Source organism: Bradyrhizobium liaoningense (genome assembly GCF_018130825.1).
Classification (GTDB): Bacteria; Pseudomonadota; Alphaproteobacteria; order Rhizobiales; family Xanthobacteraceae; genus Bradyrhizobium; species Bradyrhizobium liaoningense_B.
The window spans coordinates 125611-145033 of the sequence record NZ_JAFCJS010000008.1 but is presented as its reverse complement, the minus strand read 5'-3'; the positions used below and the strand labels follow the sequence as shown (position 1 = coordinate 145033).

The following is a 19423-nucleotide window of genomic DNA, read 5'->3' as shown; positions in this document are numbered from 1 at the left end:
GGTCTAGGACCCCTGATCCGCTTCCGTGACGAGGGCAAGCTTCTTGAATCCGGCACCGGACAACAGGCCCATCACCTTGGCCACCGTGCCGTAATCCGCCTTCTTGTCGGCGCGCAGATAGATGCGTTCCTCGAGCCCGCCGCGGGCATCCGTGATCGCCTTCAGCTTCGGCACCAGCTCGTTGATCGCGACCTCGGCGTCGTTGATGAAGACCTTGCCCTTGATGTCGACCGACATCTGCAGCGGCTTCTGGTCGTTGTTTTCGAGGCTCTTGGCCTGGGTCTGCGGCAGGTCGAGCGGCACACCGACCGTCAGCATCGGCGCCGACACCATGAAGATGATGAGCAGCACCAGCATCACGTCGACCATCGGCGTGACGTTGATCTCGGCCACGACGGGCTTGCGCCGGCCACGGCGCCCGCCGCCTCCGGACGAACTCGCAACGTTCATGGCCATGATCGCGTGCCCAAATTGCCCTTCACACTATACATGCCGTCGTCAGCCCCGCTCGTCGATCTGACGGGACAAAATGGCTGAAAATTCATCAGCGAAGCCCTCGAGCCGCTGGGCCTGCCGGTTCACCTCGGACGTGAACTTATTGTAGAAAATAGTGGCAGGAATGGCGGCGATAAGGCCGACCGCGGTCGCAAACAGCGCCTCGGCAATGCCGGGGGCGACCACCGCCAGGGAGGTATTCTTCGACGCCGCGATCGACTGGAAGCTCGACATGATGCCCCAGACCGTGCCGAACAGGCCGACGAAGGGGCCGGCGGAGCCGACGGTGGCGAGCACCAAAAGGCGGCGTTCCAGCCGCTCCACCTCGCGCGCGATCGAGACGTTCATGACCTTGTCGATGCGCATCTGCAGGCCCGCGACCGAGCGGGCGTGGCTTTCGAACGAGCGCTTCCACTCGCGCATCGCCGCCACGAAGCAGGCTGCCATGGAATGCGTCGGCTTGGCCGAAAGGGTGCGATAGAGCTCCTCGATCGACTCGCCGGACCAGAAGGCCTGCTCGAAACGGTCCATCGAGCGGCGGGTGCGGGCGAACAGGAAGATCTTGTCGATGGCGATCGCCCAGACCCAGACCGAGCAGGACAGAAGTCCCAGCATCACCGCTTTCACGATCCAGTGAGCCTGCCAGAACAGCGCAATCAGCGACACGTCCGCGGAAGCGGCAACCGGAAGGGCTGACTGAGCCACGTCGGCCGGATTCATAAGCAGTATCCTCTCAAGGCGATCTCTAAACCTCATGTCCCGGCCAGCAAATGACCGCCGGTTCCCCAACCGCCGCGCCAACCGCGCAGCCGGCAAGCCCGCTCAAAGCCTTGTCTTTCTTGGGGTGCAGGGCTCGTCCAAAGCCGGCCGCCTGCATTCCCTGCCAAGATGTCAAAACTAAGGGCCTTGACCCCAGCCTTGACCTTCGGGCTCCGGGCACGCCTGTCCACCCTTACCAGAGCCCGCCGATGGTTAATGCGGGGTTACCGGCGGCGCAATTGGCTGCGGGAAAGGCAGGCGGCGCAGGGGGATGGCCGGGCGCGCAGGTGCGGGGCAGTCGGCCGCAGGGCCCGGGCTCCACCAACCATGCCCCCCGAGGAACCAGCCCTCGCCCCCAAAATTGTCCCGAAAATCACTTTCAGCGAGGCATTGCCATGAGCATCAACCCCAAGACGACGGCCGCCATTGGCGACCATCCGCTCCACCCCATGATCATCCCGTTCCCCGTGGCGTTTCTGGTCGGCGCACCCATCGCCGATCTGGCCTTTATTGGAACCGGCGACGGTTTCTGGGCCAGGGCCGCCATGTGGCTGATCGGCGCCGGCATCGTCATGGCGCTGGTTGCCGCCACGGCCGGCTTTACTGATTTCCTGAGCGAGCCCCGGATCCGCCGTCTCAATGATGCCTGGTACCACATGGTCGGCAATCTTGCGGCCGTCGTGCTGGCGCTCGTAAATTTGTATCTGCGCTATGCGCAAGGCAGCGAGGCCGCGATCAAGCCCTGGGGCGTGGTGCTGTCGCTGATCGTCGTCGGCATCCTGCTGTTCACGGGATGGAAGGGCTGGGCGATGGTCTATCGCCATCACGTCGCCGTGCTGGACGCTCCGGGCCAGACCAGCTCGGAGCCGGTCACGCCTCAACATGGCGGCGAGAGCCACCGCCGCGCCGCCTGATGGCGTGATGACGCCCGCTGATCGGGCTCGGGGCAGCTGGTCAATTGCGCGGGCGTTGCCGGAGGTGGAAGCTGCCAGCTCCGAGCAAGGCCGGTTCCCTCCCCCTTCGCGAGCGAGGGTTGGCGAGAGCGATGCAACACGGGGGTTCGCTCCATAGGCGCCTCAAAGCGCAACGACGGACGCACCATTCCCTGGGCCACCCCTCTCCCCCGCCCTCCTCGGGAGCGCAGTGTGGCCCGGGGCTGGCATCGCGCGTCGCCACATCCTCATGCTCCCTCGGCGGGCGCGAGCTGATAGGGTTCGTTCGCGGACAACAACGTGCCGATATCACCGGCCAGCCTGAGGACCCCCCCCCATGCCGAAACCCCAAACAAATGTGCGGTGGATGACCGCCGCGGTCGTATCGATCTGCCTCGTCATATTCGGCGCCGCACGCGCGGCATCGGTTGCGCCGGTCGCCGCGGAAAACGGCATGGTGGTGTCCGCGCAGCATCTGGCGACACAGGTGGGCGTTGAGGTGCTCAAGCGCGGCGGCAACGCCGTCGATGCTGCTGTGGCCGTCGGTTATGCCCTTGCCGTCGTCTATCCGGCGGCCGGCAATCTCGGAGGTGGCGGCTTCATGACGATTCAGCTCGCCGACGGCCGCAAGACCTTCCTCGATTTCCGCGAGACGGCCCCCAAGGGGGCGACGGCCAATATGTATCTCGACAAGGACGGCAACGTCATCAAGGGCATCTCGACCAAGGGGCATCTGGCCGTGGGCGTTCCGGGGTCCGTCTCGGGTATGGAATATGCGCGCGAAAAATACGGCACCATGAAGCGCGCCGACCTGCTCGCTCCCGCGATCCAGCTCGCCGAACAGGGATTTGTGCTCGACCAGGGCGACATCGACCTGCTGCGCACGGCGACCGACGATTTCAAGGACGATCCGGCATCCAGCGCCATCTTCCTGAGCAACGGCCAGCCATTCGGCGTGGGCGACAGGCTGGTGCAATCCGAGCTGGCGAAAACCCTGCGCGAGATCAGCAGCAAGGGCACCGACGGCTTCTATAAGGGCTGGGTCGGCGGCGCCATCGTGGCATCCAGCCAGGCCGGCAAAGGCCTGCTGACGCAGGACGACCTCGACGGCTACAAGACGCGCGAGCTCGCACCTGTCGAATGCGACTATCGCGGCTATCACGTGGTTTCCGCGCCGCCGCCGAGCTCGGGCGGCGTCATCATCTGCGAAATCCTGAATATCCTGGAAGGCTATCCGCTCAAGGAGCTGGGCTATCACTCCGCAGCTGCCATGCACGTGCAGATCGAAGCGATGCGGCACGCTTACGTGGACCGCAACAGCTACCTCGGCGATCCCGACTTCGTGAAGAATCCGCTCGACCGCCTGCTCGACAAGGCTTACGCGGCCAAGATTCGCGCCGTGATCGACCCGAACAAGGCCGGCGTCTCCAAGGACATCAAGCCGGGCGTCGCGCCGCACGAGGGCAGCAACACCACGCACTATTCAATCGCGGATAAGGACGGCAACGCCGTGTCCGTCACCTACACGCTGAACGACTGGTTCGGCGCCAAGGTCACGGCGGCAAAGACCGGCGTGCTGCTCAATGATGAAATGGATGACTTCACTGCCAAGGTTGGCGTTCCGAACCTGTATGGACTGGTGCAGGGCGAAGCCAACGCCATCGCGCCCGGCAAGCGGCCGCTCTCTTCGATGAGCCCGACCATCGTCAGCAAGGACGGCAAGCCGGTGATGGTGGTGGGCACGCCCGGCGGCAGCCGCATCATCACGGCCGTGCTGCAAACCATGATCAACGCGATCGACTACGGCATGAACGCGCAGGAAGCCGTCGACATGCCGCGCATCCACCAGCAGTGGCTGCCCGACCTGACCAATGTCGAGAACTACGCGCTGTCGCCGGACACGCAGAAGATTCTGGAGAGCATGGGCCACAAATTCGGCCCGCCGCAGCCGGCCAACCATCTGGCAGTCATCATCGTGGGCGCGCCGTCGCTTGGCGGCAAGCAGGTCGGCAACAACCGCTACTATGGCGCCAACGATCCCCGCCGCAACACGGGGCTAGCCGACGGGTATTGAGAGAACGCGTGGGTTGTCGGCACAAGGAAGGCGAAGGCATCGACGATGCCTTCGCTGCTGACGAGGGCGGCACACAATGTCAGGGTTCCTGCCAAGCTGAATAAATCCCTATGCAGCCTGTGCCACCCGCGAGGGTTTGTTTCACCGGCCGATCGGCAACACACTCTATTGTCTTTGCCTGTAAGTCGGCGGACGATGCGGGAATGGGCCGCTGGTCAGACAACTGAAAATAGTTGCCGGCGAGTTGCCCGACGACCTTGTTCGGGAGATTCGCATGGAACAGATTCTGATCAACCTCGTCTCAGGCGCGCTTGGTGGAATTGGTGCGGGCAAGTCTTCGCCGACATTTGATCTCGGAATGGCCGGAAACGTCATTTCAGGCCTGGTCGGTGGCGGATTGCTCGGCCAGGTCATTACGTTGCTGCTTCCGTCCATCATGGCCGCAGCCCAATCTGGAAACTTGAGCGTTGGCGGCATCGTGTCACAAGTCGTCGCCGGCGGCGCCGGCGGGGCGATCCTCACTGCGATCGTCGGAGCCATCAAGAACAAGGCTGCCGCCTGATCGGTGAGGCAAGGGACAAGGCCTCACCACTTCTCCTTCGAGGTCCGCACGTCGAGCTCGAACGACCAGGCGCGTTCGGGCTGGCGGTAAAGAAAGGCGAAGGCATCGACGATGCCTTCGATGTCGATCAGGCTGTCCTCGCGGCCGGACGCGTCCGGAAAACGCGAGAAGATCTTGTCGCCGGCGATGGCGCCATCGACCACGACATGGCCGACATGGATGCCGTCACCCGCATATTCCTTGGCCATCGCCTGCGCCAGCGTGCGCAAGCCGGCCTTTGACGAGTTGAAGGCACCGTAGCCGGAGCGGCCGCGCAGCGAGGCGCTGGCGCCGGTGAAGAGCAGCGTGCCCATCTTCTTCGGCACCATGCGGCGGACCGCCTCGCGGCCGAACAGGAATCCGCCGAAGCACACGACGCGCCAGGCGTTTTCGAAATAGTCGGCGTCCATGTCGATGATCCTGCCGGGCGTGTTGTTGCCGGCATTGTAGATGGCGAGGTCGAGGTCTTCGCCGGCGGCATCGAACAGGGCGACGATGTCGCGCTCGCTGGTCGCGTCCGCGACGATGGGCACCGCCGCACCGCCCGCCTTGGTGATGCCGTCTGCAACGGCCTGCAGCGCGGAAAGCGTCCGGCCCGCGACGATCACCTTGAGCCCGTCGGCCGCAAAGCGCTTGCAGAGCCGGGCCCCGAGCCCGCGGTCCGGGCCGACGCCGATCACGATTGCCGTCTTCATGGGAGTCTCCGAACAATGATGGGATCAGGCCACTGATGCGGGCTCGGGGCAGTTGGTCAATCGCGCGGGATTGCCGACCGCGGTGCAGCCGGCGGGAATGTCCGACGTCACGACCGTGCCGGCGCCGATCTTGGCAAAATCGCCGATGCTGATGTCGCCGAGGATGGTCGCACCGCCGCCGATGTAGACGCCGCGACCGATGCGCGGCGAACGCGCCGGCAACTCGCTGCGACGGCCGATGCTGACGTTCTGCAGGATGGTGACCTCGTCGCCGATGACGACGTTGGCGCCGATCACGATACCCGTGGCGTGGTCGAGATAGACCGCCGATCCGATGCTGGCGGCCGGATGAATGCTGACCTGCAAGACGTTCGAGGCCTCGTTCTGGAACAGCAGCGCCGCATCGATGCGGCCGCGATGCCAGAGCCAGTGCGAGACGCGCCAGGCCTGCAGCGCGACGTAGCCCTTGTAATGCAGCAAGGGCGGCAACAGCTCGGCGATGGCGGGATCGCGAAGGGCGATGCCCTGCAAGTCGCGGCTTGCGGCTTCGATCAGGTCCGGCGACCCGCGAAAGGCCTCGAGGGAAAAGCTGGTGAAACGCGCCTGCTCCGCTGCCGAGCCGCCAAGCCTGCGTCCGATCAGACCGGCCAGGGCGGCCGCAAAATCGCCATGGATCAGGACCGTATCGGCAAGGGACTTGCCGAAGACCGGATCGGCCGCCATCGCACGCTGCGCTTCATCGCGTATGTTCTGCCAGAGATTGTCGCTCGTCGAGGTCGCAGCTGCCATCATCGCCGCCTCTTTCTTCTCACCTCGAATATAGGCCGTGGGCCGCCCGCGCGCCACGCCGCGTCGGCGGGCAGGCGTGACACCCCTCGCAACATGCCGCAGTTCCCCGTGAGGCTACGAGCTTGCGTGCCAGGCACCCGCAACCATATAGTCGATCGCGTTTCGGCCGACGCTGCTTCGGCCGGGGATGTACGCGCAAGGCATCCTTCTCAAGCCCCCGCGGTGGTCCGCCATCCGCGGGTTTTTCATACCCGGCGTCCTGCGCGGCCGATGCGAATACCCGATCCCCCTCACCCAAGGTCACTCCAAGACATGTCGCCCAACGCGCCTGCCGACGACCACCATGACGACGTCATGTACCCCTCCGCCATACCGTTCGTGCTGGTCCATCTCGGCTGCTTCGCCGCCATCTGGTCGGGCGTCACCTGGGAGGCCGTCGCGATCTGCGGTGCGCTCTATGTCGTGCGCATGTTCGCAATCGGAGCAGGCTACCACCGCTATTTCTCGCACAAGGCTTTTGCGACCGGCCGGGTGTTTCAGTTCATCCTGGCTTGCCTCGCGCAAAGCAGCGCACAGAAGAGCGTTCTGTGGTGGGCGGCCAAGCATCGGCACCATCATCTGCATTCCGATACCGAATTGGACGTGCACTCACCGCGCCAACGCGGCTTCCTGTACAGCCATGTCGGCTGGATCTTTTACCGGGAGCACGACGAGACCGATCTCGTGAAGGTCGGAGATCTCACGGTCTATCCGGAGCTGATGTGGCTGCATCGGCTGGAGCTCCTGCCGGCCGTTGTGCTTGCAGCGCTCTGCTTCGCAGCTGCGGGGTGGTCGGGTCTGATCGTCGGCTTCCTGTGGAGCACGGTGCTGGTCTATCACGCGACCTTCTGCATCAACTCCCTCGCCCATGTGCACGGACGCAAGCGCTACGTGACGGGCGACGATTCCCGCAACAACTGGCTGCTGGCGTTACTCACCCTGGGAGAGGGCTGGCATAACAATCACCACGCCTACCAGAGCAGCGTGCGACAAGGCTTTCGCTGGTGGGAAGTCGACGTGACCTATTACATCCTGAAGGTCCTGTCCTGGTTCGGAATCGTCTGGAACATGAAGGCGCCGCCCGAACTGGTGCTGCGCAACGAGCAGCCGCTCGGCGCACGGGTCATCAATCGGGCGGCCCGCCAGCTCGCCGGACGGTTCGACGCTCACGCTCTGGCGCACGCGATCTCGTCGGCGCTGCACAGGGCCGATCTGGCGCAGCTGCAACTGCCGGCGCTGCACGAGATCTTCAATCGCGCCCACGAAGGCGTCGATGCGCTGACGCATCTGCATCTGCCGAAGATTCCGACGCGCGACGAGTTTCTCACCGAGGCCAGGGCGATGTTCGCGCGAACGCGATCGCTCAACGAGATCGTGGACCACGCCTACGAGCACTTCTTGACGTCGGTCCGCGCGCAGCTCGTCACGGTGCGCTGAACTTTTCGGCGCCGCTGATGCCGCCGGGACGCGTACCCTCGCGCGCCCGGCCCGGCCGCGCACGTCTGCGCAGGCGGAGCGCATAAAGCCAGCCGCCGGCCGCGACGAGAGCGGGAAGGACGAACAGCGCGAAATCGCGGAGCAGGATCATGGCTCAAAGTCCGCCGTCGCAAACGAGACCGCGCGCCTGAGCGCGAATGCGGCAAGCTGATAAAGGGCGAGGCTGAGAAGCACCTTCCAGGCGTTGCCGACCACGAGGTCCGGATAGAATTTGATCTCCGTCGGCCATCCGTTGAGGAACGCGATCGCGAACGGCACCGAGGCACCATGTCTGTCGAACAGCGCCGACGCGCGCTCGAGCAGCGCGATGCGGCGGCTGATCTGTTTGCTCTCGGCCTCGGTCATCGTCGTACCCATTGACGCCGCTACGGCGCCGTCAGGGCTTGGTCGGATCCGGCGTGAATTGGGTTCTACCGGTCCCGCACATGTGCGTGATCGACGCCGCACAGCGAACGCCCGCCGGCACAGAGCCGGAAATGGCAGTCGGAATCGAGCGCGCAGCTGCCGTAGACCAAGCTGATATAGCCGAGCACCGCGAAGGCGGTGATGCCGATCAGCAGGCGGGTGGTGAGGTCCATGCGCTTTGGTGTCGGTGAACCCTGTTACGGTTCGGGGGCTCGATCTGCTCCCTCTCCCCGTTCTTACGGGGAGAGGTGAAAACCAAACCGCCCGCCTGCGGGTTGCGCAGACGGGCGGCTCGGGGCCATCAGGACTTTGGGGGCATGTGCCTGAAGGCTTTGAGAGGTGCCGGCCAGATCAGCCCTGCTGCTGGTCGGTCGGCGGCGGGGTCGGACGCGTCTTGTGCTGCGCCATGAACTGGTCGAACTCTTCCTTGTCCTTGGCGTGGCGCAGACGGGTCAGGAAATCCTTGAACTCGCGCTGCTCTTCCTCGAGCCGCTGCAGCGTCTCGCTGCGGTATTCGTCGAAGGCGCGGTTGCCGGAGGACGGCGGGCCGAAGCCAAAGCCGAAGCCGCGGCGCTCCATGCGGTCGCGCATGCGGTCCATCTTGTACTGCATCCGCTCCATCTTGTTCTGCCAGCGATCCTGGTTGCTCCAGCACGACATTCTTCTGCTCCCGAGTGTGAAAAAGAGAAGGGCAAGTCCGATCGGCCACCAGATGATGAAGCCGAGGATGGTCACGGCGATCCAGCCGGGATGCCAGGGCGTGTCGAGCATGCGGGGACGCTCGTACTGTTGGTATTGGTCCGAAGGGCCGCGCCATCGATTGACATCAGCGGTGTAGGCCATTTCCCATCTCCATCACGGCACCAGCGCCGTTGTGAATGTAAATAACATTTACATAGCTAGACCATCCCGCGATTTTGTCAAGCTGGCCGCCTGACACAGGTGCGGAATTATTTGCGCAACTTTATTTCGGCTTGCCCCAAGGACCACCTGGGGTGCCGCCCGGCGGGACGCCTGAACCGGAGGAGGCCTCCGGCGGCACCGGCGGCGGCTCGGCGCCCTTGGCGGGCGGGCGGCGGTCGGTCGGGAAGCCGAGCCCGCGCAGATAGATCAGCACCTCGGCCTCCAGCAGTTCGTCCGGCGACATCGGCAGCTTGCGCCGCGCGGCATCGCCACGCGAGAATAGCGAGGCCACGCCATGCGCCATCGACCAGATATGCAGCGCCATCATCATCGCCGGCGGCCGCGGCGTGCCCGGAGGTGCAAGTGCGGCAAGCCGCTCGGCCGCGGCGCGGATGATGTTGAAGGCGCGTTCGCTGGCGGCCTGCAGCGCCGGATTGGCATCGACCGGCAGGCCGGATTCGAACATCGCGTTGTAGAAGGCCGGCTCCTCGCGGGCGAAGGCGAGATAGGCCTTGCCGACGCGCTCGAACGCGGTGACCGTATCGGGACGGCCGTCGTCCCAGGCCGCGGTGAGACGCGCCTCGAACTGCTCGAAGCCGCGCTGGGCGATCGAGGACAAGAGCTCGTCGCGATCGCGGAAATGCCGGTAGGGCGCCGCCGCACTGACGCCGGCCATACGCGCGGCATCGGCAAAGGTGAAGCCGGCCGCACCCTTCTCGGCGATCAGCCCGAGGGCGGCCTGCAACAGGGCTTCCTTCAGATTTCCGTGGTGATAGCCGCGCTCGGCGCGGCGCTGCTCCTTGCGCCAGCTCATGTGAACGGCTTTTACATGAGCCGGGCGTGAAGGTCACTAGCGGGAATCGCGCGTGATTAACCCGTACTTCCACGGTCCTGCCGGGCCGATGCGCTTGCATCGCGCCCGGAAACGACGTTGCCAGGGCTACATCTGCGGAATCGGCAGCACCGGCATGACCTCGATCGCCTCGCCCGGGAACATCGCAAAATGCGGATGGTTCTCGAACAGCTTTGCGGCTTCCTCCTGCGAGGCGGCCCGCACCACCGTGAAGCCGGTCAGCGCGTTGCTGATCTCGGTGATACCGCTTCCGTCGATCCTGCGGGTCTTGCCGAGCGGGCCACCGATCTCGAGGATGACGTCCTTGTGCTTCTCGACCCAGCCGTGCCAGGCGGCCATGCCCTCGCGCTCTTTTGCCTTGCGCTCGGCCTCGGGCATCGCGTGCCAGGCCTTCATTTTCGCCCCGCTCATGCTGCCGAGATAGACGGCAAGGAATTTGTGTTCGGCGCTCATGGATGTCTCCTCTGGTTGATTGGCTGGCTGGAAAATCGGGTAGCGGCAGTCCCGTCTACGTCTTCAGGTCGTCGAAGCCGGCGGCGGCCGCCTGCACTTCCGGCGGAAAGTCGCTCATCTCCTGCACCTGGCGGATCTCGATGATTTCGTTCGGCGAGGCCGGGCACTTCTTGGCCCAAGCGATCGCCTCGGCGCGCGAGGCGACCTCGATCATCCAGTAGCCGCCCAGAACTTCCTTGGCTTCCGCGAAGGGACCGTCGGTCACGATGGGCTCGCCGGTCGCGAACGACACGCGCGCGCCCATCGACGGCGGATGCAGGCCGTCCAGCGTGATCAGCACGCCGGCATCCTTCAAGGCCTCGTTGTAGCGCATCATCGCGGCGACGCGCTCGGGATCGAGTTGGACGTCCGCCGGCGCGTTCTCGTAGCCGAGCGGGATCATCAGCATCATAAATCGCATGTGTTCCCCACTTTCACTGTCGGGGAGAGCGGCGGCAGAGCCGCCCGCCTTCACCTCCAAGACGAATGAACTCCCGGGGAACCGACATGGTGACGAAAATTATTCGGGGGAGGCGCCGCGCTAGCGCGACTGCGGCAGGAAACGGCCGTCCTTCCGGCTGGCGCCGAAATAGACCTCGATGCGCCGGACCTTGCCGCCGGCGAAGGTGAAGAACTCGATGTTGCGAAAGCTCTTGCCGTCGGTTGCCACGCAGCAATAGGTGACAAAGGCCTCATCGCCCCGGACGAAGATCCGCTCGATGTCATGCCGCGCGATCCAGCCGGTGTCCCTCCAGCAGCGTTCGAAATAGGCCGCCTTGTCGAGGTCGTCGTCGAACGGACTGGTGAAGCGGAAGTCGTCGGCAAGCGCATCGCTCACCCGTTGCCGGTCATTGGCAAGATAGGCGGCAAACAGGTTCCGGATCACGCGCTCATGGTCATCAACCATCGATCGTCTCCGCGGCAAGCATCCCCTAATGCAAGACGATTCCCGAGCGGCCGCACCGACAACGCACGCGGACTGCGGCAACACGACGCGGCCATGCATCCCGTACAAATACGGGACGCTCTATGAACCTCGTCGTGCATATGAATCTGGAACGCCTGCCGGTTGAAAGACATGGCTTCCGCACGTGAAATCGCAGGACCGAGACGGCTTCTGCGACGGTTTACAGATGCTCAAGAAGACCATGCAACTTTTTCCCAGAGGGGAAACGATACGACGATCCTACCAATTGCCATCGGGAACATTGCGGAGCTCACGTGTTCAATTTTCAAAGCAAGAAAGTCAGACATGCGGTCGCAGAGGTCGAGGCGCTCGACCGGTCGCAGGCGGTCATCGAATTCGGTCTCGACGGCACCATCCTCGATGCCAATGAGAACCTGCTCAAGATGAGCGGCTACACGCTCGCCGAGATCAAGGGCAAGCACCACAGCATCTTCGTCAGTCCGGCGGAGCGCGACAGCGCCCGCTATCGCGACTTCTGGGCCAGCCTGAACCGCGGCGAGTTCCAGACCACGCAGTACAAGCGTTTCGGCAAGGGCGGCAAGGAAGTCTGGGTCCACGCCTCCTACGCGCCGCTGCGCGACGAGAACGGCAAGGTGGTCAGCTTCATCAAGTTCGCCACGGACATCACGGCGTACAAGATCAAGACCATGGAGGATTCCGGCAAGATCGCCGCGATCAATCGCGCGCAGGCCGTGATCGAGTTCAACATGGACGGCACCATCGTCACCGCCAACGAGAATTTCCTGGGCGCGATGGGTTATTCGCTCGACGAGATCAAGGGCAAGCACCACTCCATGTTCGTGACGCCCGAGGACCGCGCCAGCCCGGCCTATGCTGCGTTCTGGGCCAAGCTGAACCGCGGCGAGTTCGAGGCCGCCGAATACAAGCGGCTCGGCAAGGGCGCCAAGGAGATCTGGATTCTTGCGACCTACAACCCGATCCTCGACGAGAACGGCAAGCCGTTCAAGGTGGTGAAGTTCGCGACCGACGTCACCGCGCAGAAGATGAAAGCGGCCGACAATGATGGCCAGCTCGCCGCGATCCAGAAGTCGCAGGCGGTGATCGAGTTCAACATGGACGGCACCATCCGCACCGCCAACGAGAATTTCCTGAAGGCGATGGGCTATTCGCTGGCCGAGATCAAGGGCCAGCACCACTCGATGTTCGTCGAGCCGGACGAGAAGAACTCGGCCGCCTACCGCCAGTTCTGGGAGACGCTCAACCGCGGTCAGTACCAGGCCGCCGAATACAAGCGTATCGCCAAGAGCGGCCGCGAGATCTGGATCCAGGCCTCCTACAATCCGATCTTCGACCTCAACGGCAAGCCGTACAAGGTGGTGAAATACGCCACCGACATCACCGCGCAGGCGATCGGCCGCAAGAAGGCCGACAATGCGCGCGGGCTGATCGAGGCGGTTGCCGCCGGCAGCGAAGAGATGAGCGCCTCGATCCGCGAGATCTCCCAGACCATGGCGAAGTCGCGCGAGACCTCCAAGGTCGCGACCACCAAGGTCGAATCCGCCGACCTCCAGGCCCAGAAGCTGACCGCGGCCGCACAGGCCATGAGCGGCATCGTCGAGATGATCTCAGGCATCACCAGCCAGATCAATCTGCTCGCGCTCAACGCCACGATCGAATCGGCCCGCGCAGGCGAAGCCGGCCGCGGCTTTGCCGTGGTCGCCTCCGAGGTGAAGAGCCTCGCCAATCAGGCCAAGCAGGCAACCGACACGATCACGACCGAAATCGACGCGCTGAACACCATCTCCGGCGACGTCGCGCACTCCCTGACCGCGATCAAGGTCGCGATCGCCGGCGTCAACGAGTTCATCGCCTCCACCGCCGCCGCGGTCGAGGAGCAGAGCATCGTGACGGAGGACATGTCGACCAACATGCAGCGCGCCTCGGCTGAGCTGGCGTAGGTCGTCAGCCTTACTCTGTCCCCGTCATCCTGAGGTGCTCGCCGTGCAAAGCACGGCGAGCCTCGAAGGATGAATCGGCCCGGCCTGTGGCCGTCGCCCTTCGAGGGCCGCTGAAGAAGCGGCCACCTCAGGGTGACGGAAATCTATTCTTGCCGGAACGAAAGCGAAGTAAAAGGCGCTGGCCGCCCGTGCGGCTTCCGTTTCCGCCAGAAGGACAGACCAGCCCATGCCGCAAGACCCGCAAAAAGTCGCCCTCGTCACCGGAGCCGCGCGCGGCATCGGGCTTGCGACCGCGAAGAAGTTCCTTGGCGAGGGCTGGCGCGTGGCGCTGCTCGACATCGAGGGCGAGCTGCTCGGCCGTGCGGTCGCCGGGATCGGCCAGGACGAGGCGACGCTGGCGCTGACCTGCGACGTCTCCGACGCGGCCGCGGTCGGCGCCGCGATGACGGCGATCGAGCGGCGGTTCGGCCGGCTGGACGCGCTCGTCAACAATGCCGGCATCGCCGTGTTCGCGCCGCTGATGGAGACGTCGGACGCCGACTGGCGCCGCGTGCTCGAGGTCAACCTCACCGGTCCGTTCCTGTGCACCAAAGCCGCCGTGCCCCTGATGCGCGACAGCGATGGCGGCGCCATCGTCAATATCACCTCGATCTCGGCGGTGCGCGCCTCGACGCTGCGCTCGGCCTACGGCACCAGCAAGGCCGGTCTTGCCCATTTGACGAAGCAGCTCGCGGTCGAGCTCGCCTCGCTCAACATCCGCGTCAACGCGGTCGCGCCCGGGCCGGTCGACACGGCGATGGCCAAGCAGGTGCATACAAAGGAGATCCGCGCCGATTATCACGACGCCATTCCGCTCAACCGTTACGGTCTCGAAGAGGAACTCGCGGAAGCGATCTACTTCCTGTGCTCGGAACGATCGAGCTACATCACCGGCCAAATTTTGGCCGTTGATGGCGGCTTCGATGCGGCCGGCATCGGTCTGCCGACGCTGCGCGGGCAAAGGCGGAGCGGGTAGGCACAGTATCTGTAGGGTGGGCAAAGGCGCTCTTGCGCCGTGCCCACCACCTTCTTCCGGATTTGCGGTGCCGATGGTGGGCACGCTACGCTTTGCCCACCCTACGACGTCGAATGTGCGGAGAGTACGATGCAAAGCGTTCCTTTTATCCGGGCCGTAATCCTCGCATCCGCGCTCGTCGCCGCCACGCCCGCTGGCGCCGAAATCCGCATCATCCAGTCGCCGGGCGGACAAGTCGGGCCGTTCCTCGATCTGTTCGAGAAGGTGCGCGCAAGCGGCGAGCGCGTGGTGATCGACGGGCCCTGCCTGTCCGCCTGCACGCTGGTGCTGAGCATCGTGCCGGGCGAGCGCATCTGCGTCACGAGGCGCGCCGTGCTCGGCTTCCACGCCGCACGTTCGATCGACCAGCGCGGACGCATCTATGCCGAGCCGGAAGCTTCCGAAGCGGTGCTGGCCGCCTATCCCGGCCCGGTGCGCGACTGGATCAGCCGCCGCGGCGGTCTCAGCTCGCGGCTACTGCTGCTGAAAGGGCGCGACCTCGCCGCAATCTACCCGCGCTGCCGGTGACGCCTGGGCGCGGGCGCCGTGACTGCGATCAGCCCGCCACTGTGCGGCGATTAGGCAGTTCAGCCAAATTTCCCCTCCGCGGCCCCTGAATCCGCTCAAGCGCTTTGCAATGGCTGCACAATTTACGCGGTTTGCAGCGTTTCCCTGCGGTTTATGATTGAATTTGGCCAGACTGAGGCCGCGGCGGCGTCACATCTCAGCAGTGGTCACAGAGTAGTATGGTTTTGCCTTTTCAGGATTGCTCATTTTCAAGCGGGTCGCACGCTATGCAACCCATCGATTTCCACTACCGCCTGTCGGACCAGGGACGGATCGTCCTCGGTCAACTGAGCTCCGCGGAAACCGTCGAGTTCGAATTGCTGTCGCGACGCGACCGCGAGGGCCTGATGGACCTCGCGTCCGAGCTGCGGCTGCTCGAGCTCTATTTGAAATATGTAGGCTCGGGCTCGGGCACAGACGCCGCGCTCGCGCCGTCGCAACCCGACCGGCACGGCGTCGAGCCGCCGCGACCGGGGAGACGGACACCCTCCACGACGGCGCGGCCGCGCAACTACATCGTCTCGATGCTTGTCATCGCAAGTGTCAGCTTCACGCTCATCGCGTTGCTCGTGAGCTGACGGGCAAGCGCGCCGGCGACATTGCGCCGGTCACACGCTTCGTCGGTTCTAGAAGAACCTCGGGATCATCTGCGCCAGTTCCATGCTCGCGCAGATGAGCATACCCCACAGTGCAAAGTTGATCTGTAGCGCCGCTGCCATCGGTCGCTCCCCTTCCAAGTCACGCCCATCCCAGTTTGTAGAATTTATGAAGAAATGATTAGCGATTTTGACGCTGAGTTCACAGCCTATTATTGCGCCAGTTATTGTGCGATGCGGGCCGCACCTCTCCACGAAGCGGCCTCACTGCTTTCGCAAAGTGATGCGAGATCATGATTCCTAATTCAGCCATGCCGGCCACGTCGTTTCCCTTAAGTTCCATTTAACTGGCGCGATGCGATACTTCCCAAGCGGAATTTGCGTGTCGCGTACCGCTCCAAAGGCCCGGCATGATGCGACACGGCTTATTCTTGCTCACTTTTTGCGCAGCGCTCATGGGGTGCGCGGTTGCGCCGGCGCAGGAGCGTCGTCCGATCGCATGGGACGGCCTCGGCCAGAACCCGAATCGCTCTCACGTCACAAAGCGGCGCGCCGCCAGTCCTGCACCCGCGCAGGACAATCCCAATCAGGAGCGCGAAAGGGTGCTCGCCACCTTGCGTCCGTATTCCGAAGCGTGGTGGGCGGTCCACGACGAGATCGAAGCGGAGAACGACAAGCAGCTCGGCACCAAGCTCGTGATCTGCCCTCGCTGCGTCCAGGCTCCGTCCTCCGGCGAAGACGTGACCGGATCAATCCGGTGAGAGGCATACGCCGATCGGCGCATGACGTGACCGGCCTGGGCGCGCCCCTCACCGGCAATCATCGAGAGAGGTGCGCCCGCCGGCATTTCAGCTGATCGTGCCTGTCACATTCCCTCTGCGGGGCAGTTCACCATCCAGGGGATGCCGAACTTGTCGATGCACATGCCGAAGCCTTTGGCCCAGAAAGTCTTGCTGAAAGGCATCGTGACAGTGCCGCCATCGGCGAGCGCGTTGAACTTGCGCTCGGCGTCCGCGACATCGGCGATCGTCAGCGAGATCGAAAAGCCTTGCGGTTTGTGAAAGTGCTCGGGCGGCGCGTCGGAGGCCATCAGTACGGCGCCACCGGGCAGCGTCATCCGCGCGTGCATGATCATCTTCTCGCGACCGGGCGCGGCGGGCATGTCCGGCGGCGCATCCGAGGAACGCAGCATCGCGTCGATCTTGCCGCCGAGCACCTTGGCGTAATAGGTGAATGCCGCTTCGCAGGTGTCCTGATAGAACAGATAGGGATTGAGCATCGTTTCTCTCCTCTTTCTTCCTTGGCAGTGGGGCTCATTGTTTTTCGGTGAGCTTCTTCAGGCTCGCAAGGCCGGCCTCGAAATCCTTGCCGATCATGCTGTCCATGTTGATGAAGACTTGCATCAGCTTGGACAGGAACGGGGCCGGACCGTACATCGCCCATGTGACCAGAGTAGTCTCGCCTTGCGGCACAAAGGTGAACTCGGCGGTGTTGTGGCCCTCGAAGGGGCGCTCGAAATCGAGCTTGATGCGGAGCTTCGACGGCGAGCTCGCCTCGAGGATCTCCATGTGGCCGGCGCCGACATTGTTGTTGCCGTCCCAGGCATAGGTCGCGCCCTTGCCTGTCGCAGTTCCGCCGAAGGTCCGCTTCATCGCGGGATCGCGGTTCTCATAGGGAGACCAGGTCGTCCAGAAGCGGAAATCGGCAACCTGCGGATAGATCGCGGCGGCCGGCGCCTTCATGGCGAGGCTGCGCTCGACGCGGAACGTGTCGGGTTTTGTGAGAGCAAAGACGAGGACTCCGGCGATGCCGACGGCGAGAACGATCGCGATGATGGAAAGGGCTTTCAGCATGAATGGCTCCCTGGATATGGGATTAAGACGAAGGGGGATGGTCGGGGCCGACAATTGATGGAATGTTTTTTGATCGTCATTCCGGGATGGTCCGAAGGACCAGACCCGGAATCTCGAGATTCTCAGGTGCGCAATTGCGCACCATAGTTCGGTCCTGCGGACCGCCCCGGAATGACGAGAAGCGCCGTCACTTCACCTTCGCGCTTTCCTTTGCCTTCGGCTGGCTATCCCGGATCAGCCGGTCGAGATGCATGCGGATATGGGCGGCTTCTGCGGAGGTGTTGGCCAGCGCGATGGCGCGGTCGAAGGCGACGCGGGCTTCGTCATTGCGACCGAGCTGCATCAGGAAGGCGCCGCGCACGCCGTAGAAATGGAAGTAGTTGGCGAGTTTCGACGCCAGCGGCTCGATCAGGTCGAGCGCGGCCTGCGGCCCACGCACCTTGGAGACCGCGACGGCGCGGTTGAGCGTCACCACGGGCGAAGGCTGCATCACCTCGAGCGCGCCATAGAGCAGGTCGATCTGGGCCCAGTCGGTCTCCTCCGGCATCGACGCGCGCGCATGCAGCGCGGCGATCGCGGCCTGGATCTGGTACGGCCCGCTGCGGCGATGGCGCATCGCCTTGTCGATCAGCGCGAGCCCCTCCGCGATCATGGTGCCGTTCCATAGCGAGCGGTCCTGGTCGTCCAGCAGGATCAGCGAGCCGTCCGCGGCAAAGCGCGCGGCGCTGCGTGCGTGCTGCAACAGGATGAGCGCGGTGAGCCCCATGATTTCAGGCTCGCTGGGGAACAGCCGCAGCAGCAGCCGCGCCAGACGGATCGCTTCCTCGCACAGCGGTGTGCGGATCGCCGCGGTGTCACCGCTCGCGGAATAACCCTCGTTGAAGATCAGGTAGATCATCGCCGCGACGCCGGCGAGCCGCTCGGAGCGCTCGATTGCGCCCGGCGTCTCGAACGGCGTCCCCGCCTCCGCCACCTTCGCCTTGGCGCGCGTGATGCGCTGCTCCATCGCCGCGTCCGAGACCAGGAACGCGCGGGCGATCTGCTTCACGGTGAGGCCCGAGACGATGCGCAAGGCCAGCGCGATCTGCTGCGTCGCCGGCAGCTGCGGATGGCAGCAGATGAACATCAGCCGCAGGATGTCGTCGCGGTAATGCGAACCGTCGAGCCGTTCGGCGAGCGCGCCCTCGGCGTCGTCGAGGTCGGAGATCGCCTGGTCGTCCTCGGGCAGCGGCTGCTGCTTGCGGGTCCGGCGCACCTCGTCGATCGCAACGTTGCGGCCGACCATGATCAGCCAGGCCGCGGGATCGCGCGGCGGCCCGTTCTGCGGCCAGGTCTTCAGCGCGCGCAAGGACGCATTCTGGAAAGCTTCTTCGGCGGTATCGAGATCGCGGAAATAGCGCAGCAGCGCGCCCACCGCCTGGGGTCGCGCCGAGGTCAGCGCAGTCTCGATCCAGGCGGTTTCGGTCTCGCTCACGTCAGGTTTCCTCCGGGCCGGAACACGCCGACGGGACGCACCTCATAGGCGCCGCCGGGATTGGCCGCGCCCAGTTCGCGCGCAACGTCGAGCGCGTCGTCGAGATTCTTGCAATCGACGATGTAGAAGCCGAGCAATTGCTCCTTGGTCTCGGCATAGGGACCGTCGAGCACCAGCGGCGGGTCCTCCTTGCGCAGGGTCGCCGCCGCCGTGGTCGGCAGCAGCCGCGCCACCGGCCCGAGCCGACCCTGCTTGGTGAGCTTCTCCTGCACCACGGCGAGCTTCTTCATCACGGTCTCGTCCTGCTCCTTGCTCCAGGAGCCGACGAAATCCTCATCGTGATAGCAAAGAATCGCATAAAGCATGGGCAGCACCTTCCCTGACCTCTTGTTCTGAAGACGGTCCAATATGCCCCGCCCCGACAGGGCTGCGGAAAAATTTTGCAAGAAAAATCCGGCA

Annotated in this window: 25 protein-coding genes; 9 read left to right on the top strand and 16 right to left on the bottom strand. The window is 64.3% G+C overall.

The genetic code is table 11. The annotated features are described in order from the left end of the window. Window positions 1-3: 3 nt before the first annotated feature. Both tolR and tolQ read right to left on the bottom strand, forming a co-directional pair. Window positions 4-456, bottom strand: a complete 453-nt coding sequence (gene tolR, locus JQ603_RS29955) for a protein TolR (RefSeq protein ID WP_080139316.1) — start codon at window positions 454-456, stop codon at window positions 4-6. A gap of 42 nt (window positions 457-498) precedes the next feature. Continuing rightward, on the bottom strand, window positions 499-1215 hold the full coding sequence (gene tolQ / locus JQ603_RS29950) for a protein TolQ (RefSeq protein WP_018641591.1): 717 nt from the start codon (window positions 1213-1215) through the stop codon (window positions 499-501). 434 nt (window positions 1216-1649) lie between these two features. Here tolQ and JQ603_RS29945 point away from each other — a divergent pair, with 434 nt between their 5' ends. The 3 genes from JQ603_RS29945 to JQ603_RS29935 all read left to right on the top strand — a co-directional run bounded on the left by JQ603_RS29945 (window position 1650) and on the right by JQ603_RS29935 (window position 4822). Further along, window positions 1650-2168, top strand: coding sequence for a DUF2231 domain-containing protein (locus tag JQ603_RS29945; protein WP_212345030.1), 519 nt, complete (start codon window positions 1650-1652; stop codon window positions 2166-2168). Between the two features lie 385 nt (window positions 2169-2553). Then, window positions 2554-4260 (top strand): gamma-glutamyltransferase, encoded by a 1707-nt coding sequence (gene ggt / locus JQ603_RS29940; RefSeq protein ID WP_245003952.1) that lies wholly within the window; start codon window positions 2554-2556, stop codon window positions 4258-4260. 274 nt (window positions 4261-4534) lie between these two features. Then, on the top strand, window positions 4535-4822 hold the full coding sequence (locus JQ603_RS29935; RefSeq protein ID WP_212345024.1) for a hypothetical protein: 288 nt from the start codon (window positions 4535-4537) through the stop codon (window positions 4820-4822). A 23-nt stretch (window positions 4823-4845) separates the two neighbouring features. Here JQ603_RS29935 and JQ603_RS29930 read toward each other — a convergent pair whose 3' ends face one another. Beyond that, a complete protein-coding gene (locus JQ603_RS29930) occupies window positions 4846-5556 on the bottom strand; it encodes an SDR family NAD(P)-dependent oxidoreductase (protein ID WP_212345021.1) in 711 nt (236 codons plus the stop codon). A 24-nt stretch (window positions 5557-5580) separates the two neighbouring features. After that, window positions 5581-6348, bottom strand: coding sequence for a serine O-acetyltransferase (locus JQ603_RS29925; protein WP_212345018.1), 768 nt, complete (start codon window positions 6346-6348; stop codon window positions 5581-5583). A 309-nt stretch (window positions 6349-6657) separates the two neighbouring features. On the opposite strand from JQ603_RS29925, the gene JQ603_RS29920 reads away from it, so the two are divergent. Continuing rightward, complete coding sequence (locus tag JQ603_RS29920) at window positions 6658-7821, top strand: acyl-CoA desaturase (protein ID WP_212345016.1); 1164 nt, start codon at window positions 6658-6660, stop codon at window positions 7819-7821. Here the strand turns inward: JQ603_RS29920 and JQ603_RS29915 are convergent. From JQ603_RS29915 to JQ603_RS29880, 8 genes are all read right to left on the bottom strand, one after another. Then, complete coding sequence (locus tag JQ603_RS29915) at window positions 7808-7972, bottom strand: hypothetical protein (RefSeq protein WP_212345463.1); 165 nt, start codon at window positions 7970-7972, stop codon at window positions 7808-7810. The genes JQ603_RS29920 and JQ603_RS29915 overlap by 14 nt on opposite strands. After that, window positions 7969-8238 carry a hypothetical protein gene (locus JQ603_RS29910; RefSeq protein ID WP_245003951.1) on the bottom strand — a complete coding sequence of 90 codons (270 nt, stop codon included), beginning with the start codon at window positions 8236-8238 and terminating at the stop codon, window positions 7969-7971. Before JQ603_RS29910 ends, JQ603_RS29915 begins: the two co-directional genes overlap by 4 nt. A gap of 53 nt (window positions 8239-8291) precedes the next feature. Continuing rightward, window positions 8292-8459: a hypothetical protein gene (locus tag JQ603_RS29905; protein ID WP_212345015.1), complete on the bottom strand. Its 168-nt coding sequence runs from the start codon at window positions 8457-8459 to the stop codon at window positions 8292-8294. A 178-nt stretch (window positions 8460-8637) separates the two neighbouring features. Further along, window positions 8638-9129, bottom strand: coding sequence for a DUF2852 domain-containing protein (locus JQ603_RS29900; RefSeq protein ID WP_212345013.1), 492 nt, complete (start codon window positions 9127-9129; stop codon window positions 8638-8640). A gap of 121 nt (window positions 9130-9250) precedes the next feature. Next, entirely contained in the window at window positions 9251-10003 is a 753-nt protein-coding gene (locus tag JQ603_RS29895; protein WP_212345011.1) for a TetR/AcrR family transcriptional regulator, read from the bottom strand. Window positions 10004-10129: 126 nt separating this feature from the next. Beyond that, window positions 10130-10495, bottom strand: a complete 366-nt coding sequence (locus JQ603_RS29890; protein WP_212345008.1) for a YciI family protein — start codon at window positions 10493-10495, stop codon at window positions 10130-10132. Window positions 10496-10550: 55 nt separating this feature from the next. Next, entirely contained in the window at window positions 10551-10955 is a 405-nt protein-coding gene (locus JQ603_RS29885) for a YciI family protein (RefSeq protein ID WP_212345006.1), read from the bottom strand. Between the two features lie 120 nt (window positions 10956-11075). After that, window positions 11076-11441 (bottom strand): nuclear transport factor 2 family protein, encoded by a 366-nt coding sequence (locus tag JQ603_RS29880; RefSeq protein ID WP_212345004.1) that lies wholly within the window; start codon window positions 11439-11441, stop codon window positions 11076-11078. A 314-nt stretch (window positions 11442-11755) separates the two neighbouring features. Between JQ603_RS29880 and JQ603_RS29875 the strand changes: the two genes are divergently transcribed. From JQ603_RS29875 to JQ603_RS29855, 5 genes are all read left to right on the top strand, one after another. Next, window positions 11756-13420: a methyl-accepting chemotaxis protein gene (locus JQ603_RS29875; protein WP_212345002.1), complete on the top strand. Its 1665-nt coding sequence runs from the start codon at window positions 11756-11758 to the stop codon at window positions 13418-13420. Window positions 13421-13646: 226 nt separating this feature from the next. Then, on the top strand, window positions 13647-14435 hold the full coding sequence (locus JQ603_RS29870) for an SDR family NAD(P)-dependent oxidoreductase (RefSeq protein ID WP_212345000.1): 789 nt from the start codon (window positions 13647-13649) through the stop codon (window positions 14433-14435). A 129-nt stretch (window positions 14436-14564) separates the two neighbouring features. Then, window positions 14565-15002, top strand: a complete 438-nt coding sequence (locus JQ603_RS29865; protein ID WP_212344999.1) for a hypothetical protein — start codon at window positions 14565-14567, stop codon at window positions 15000-15002. A gap of 266 nt (window positions 15003-15268) precedes the next feature. Continuing rightward, complete coding sequence (locus tag JQ603_RS29860; RefSeq protein ID WP_212344997.1) at window positions 15269-15619, top strand: hypothetical protein; 351 nt, start codon at window positions 15269-15271, stop codon at window positions 15617-15619. A gap of 428 nt (window positions 15620-16047) precedes the next feature. Beyond that, window positions 16048-16398 (top strand): hypothetical protein, encoded by a 351-nt coding sequence (locus JQ603_RS29855; protein WP_212344995.1) that lies wholly within the window; start codon window positions 16048-16050, stop codon window positions 16396-16398. A 104-nt stretch (window positions 16399-16502) separates the two neighbouring features. On the opposite strand, the gene JQ603_RS29850 is transcribed toward JQ603_RS29855, so the two are convergent. The 4 genes from JQ603_RS29850 to JQ603_RS29835 all read right to left on the bottom strand — a co-directional run bounded on the left by JQ603_RS29850 (window position 16503) and on the right by JQ603_RS29835 (window position 19329). Further along, complete coding sequence (locus JQ603_RS29850) at window positions 16503-16916, bottom strand: VOC family protein (RefSeq protein WP_212344993.1); 414 nt, start codon at window positions 16914-16916, stop codon at window positions 16503-16505. 34 nt (window positions 16917-16950) lie between these two features. Then, window positions 16951-17490 carry an SRPBCC family protein gene (locus JQ603_RS29845; protein WP_212344991.1) on the bottom strand — a complete coding sequence of 180 codons (540 nt, stop codon included), beginning with the start codon at window positions 17488-17490 and terminating at the stop codon, window positions 16951-16953. A gap of 187 nt (window positions 17491-17677) precedes the next feature. Next, window positions 17678-18964 carry an RNA polymerase sigma factor gene (locus JQ603_RS29840; RefSeq protein WP_212344988.1) on the bottom strand — a complete coding sequence of 429 codons (1287 nt, stop codon included), beginning with the start codon at window positions 18962-18964 and terminating at the stop codon, window positions 17678-17680. After that, complete coding sequence (locus JQ603_RS29835) at window positions 18961-19329, bottom strand: YciI family protein (protein WP_212344987.1); 369 nt, start codon at window positions 19327-19329, stop codon at window positions 18961-18963. Before JQ603_RS29835 ends, JQ603_RS29840 begins: the two co-directional genes overlap by 4 nt. Window positions 19330-19423: the final 94 nt, after the last annotated feature.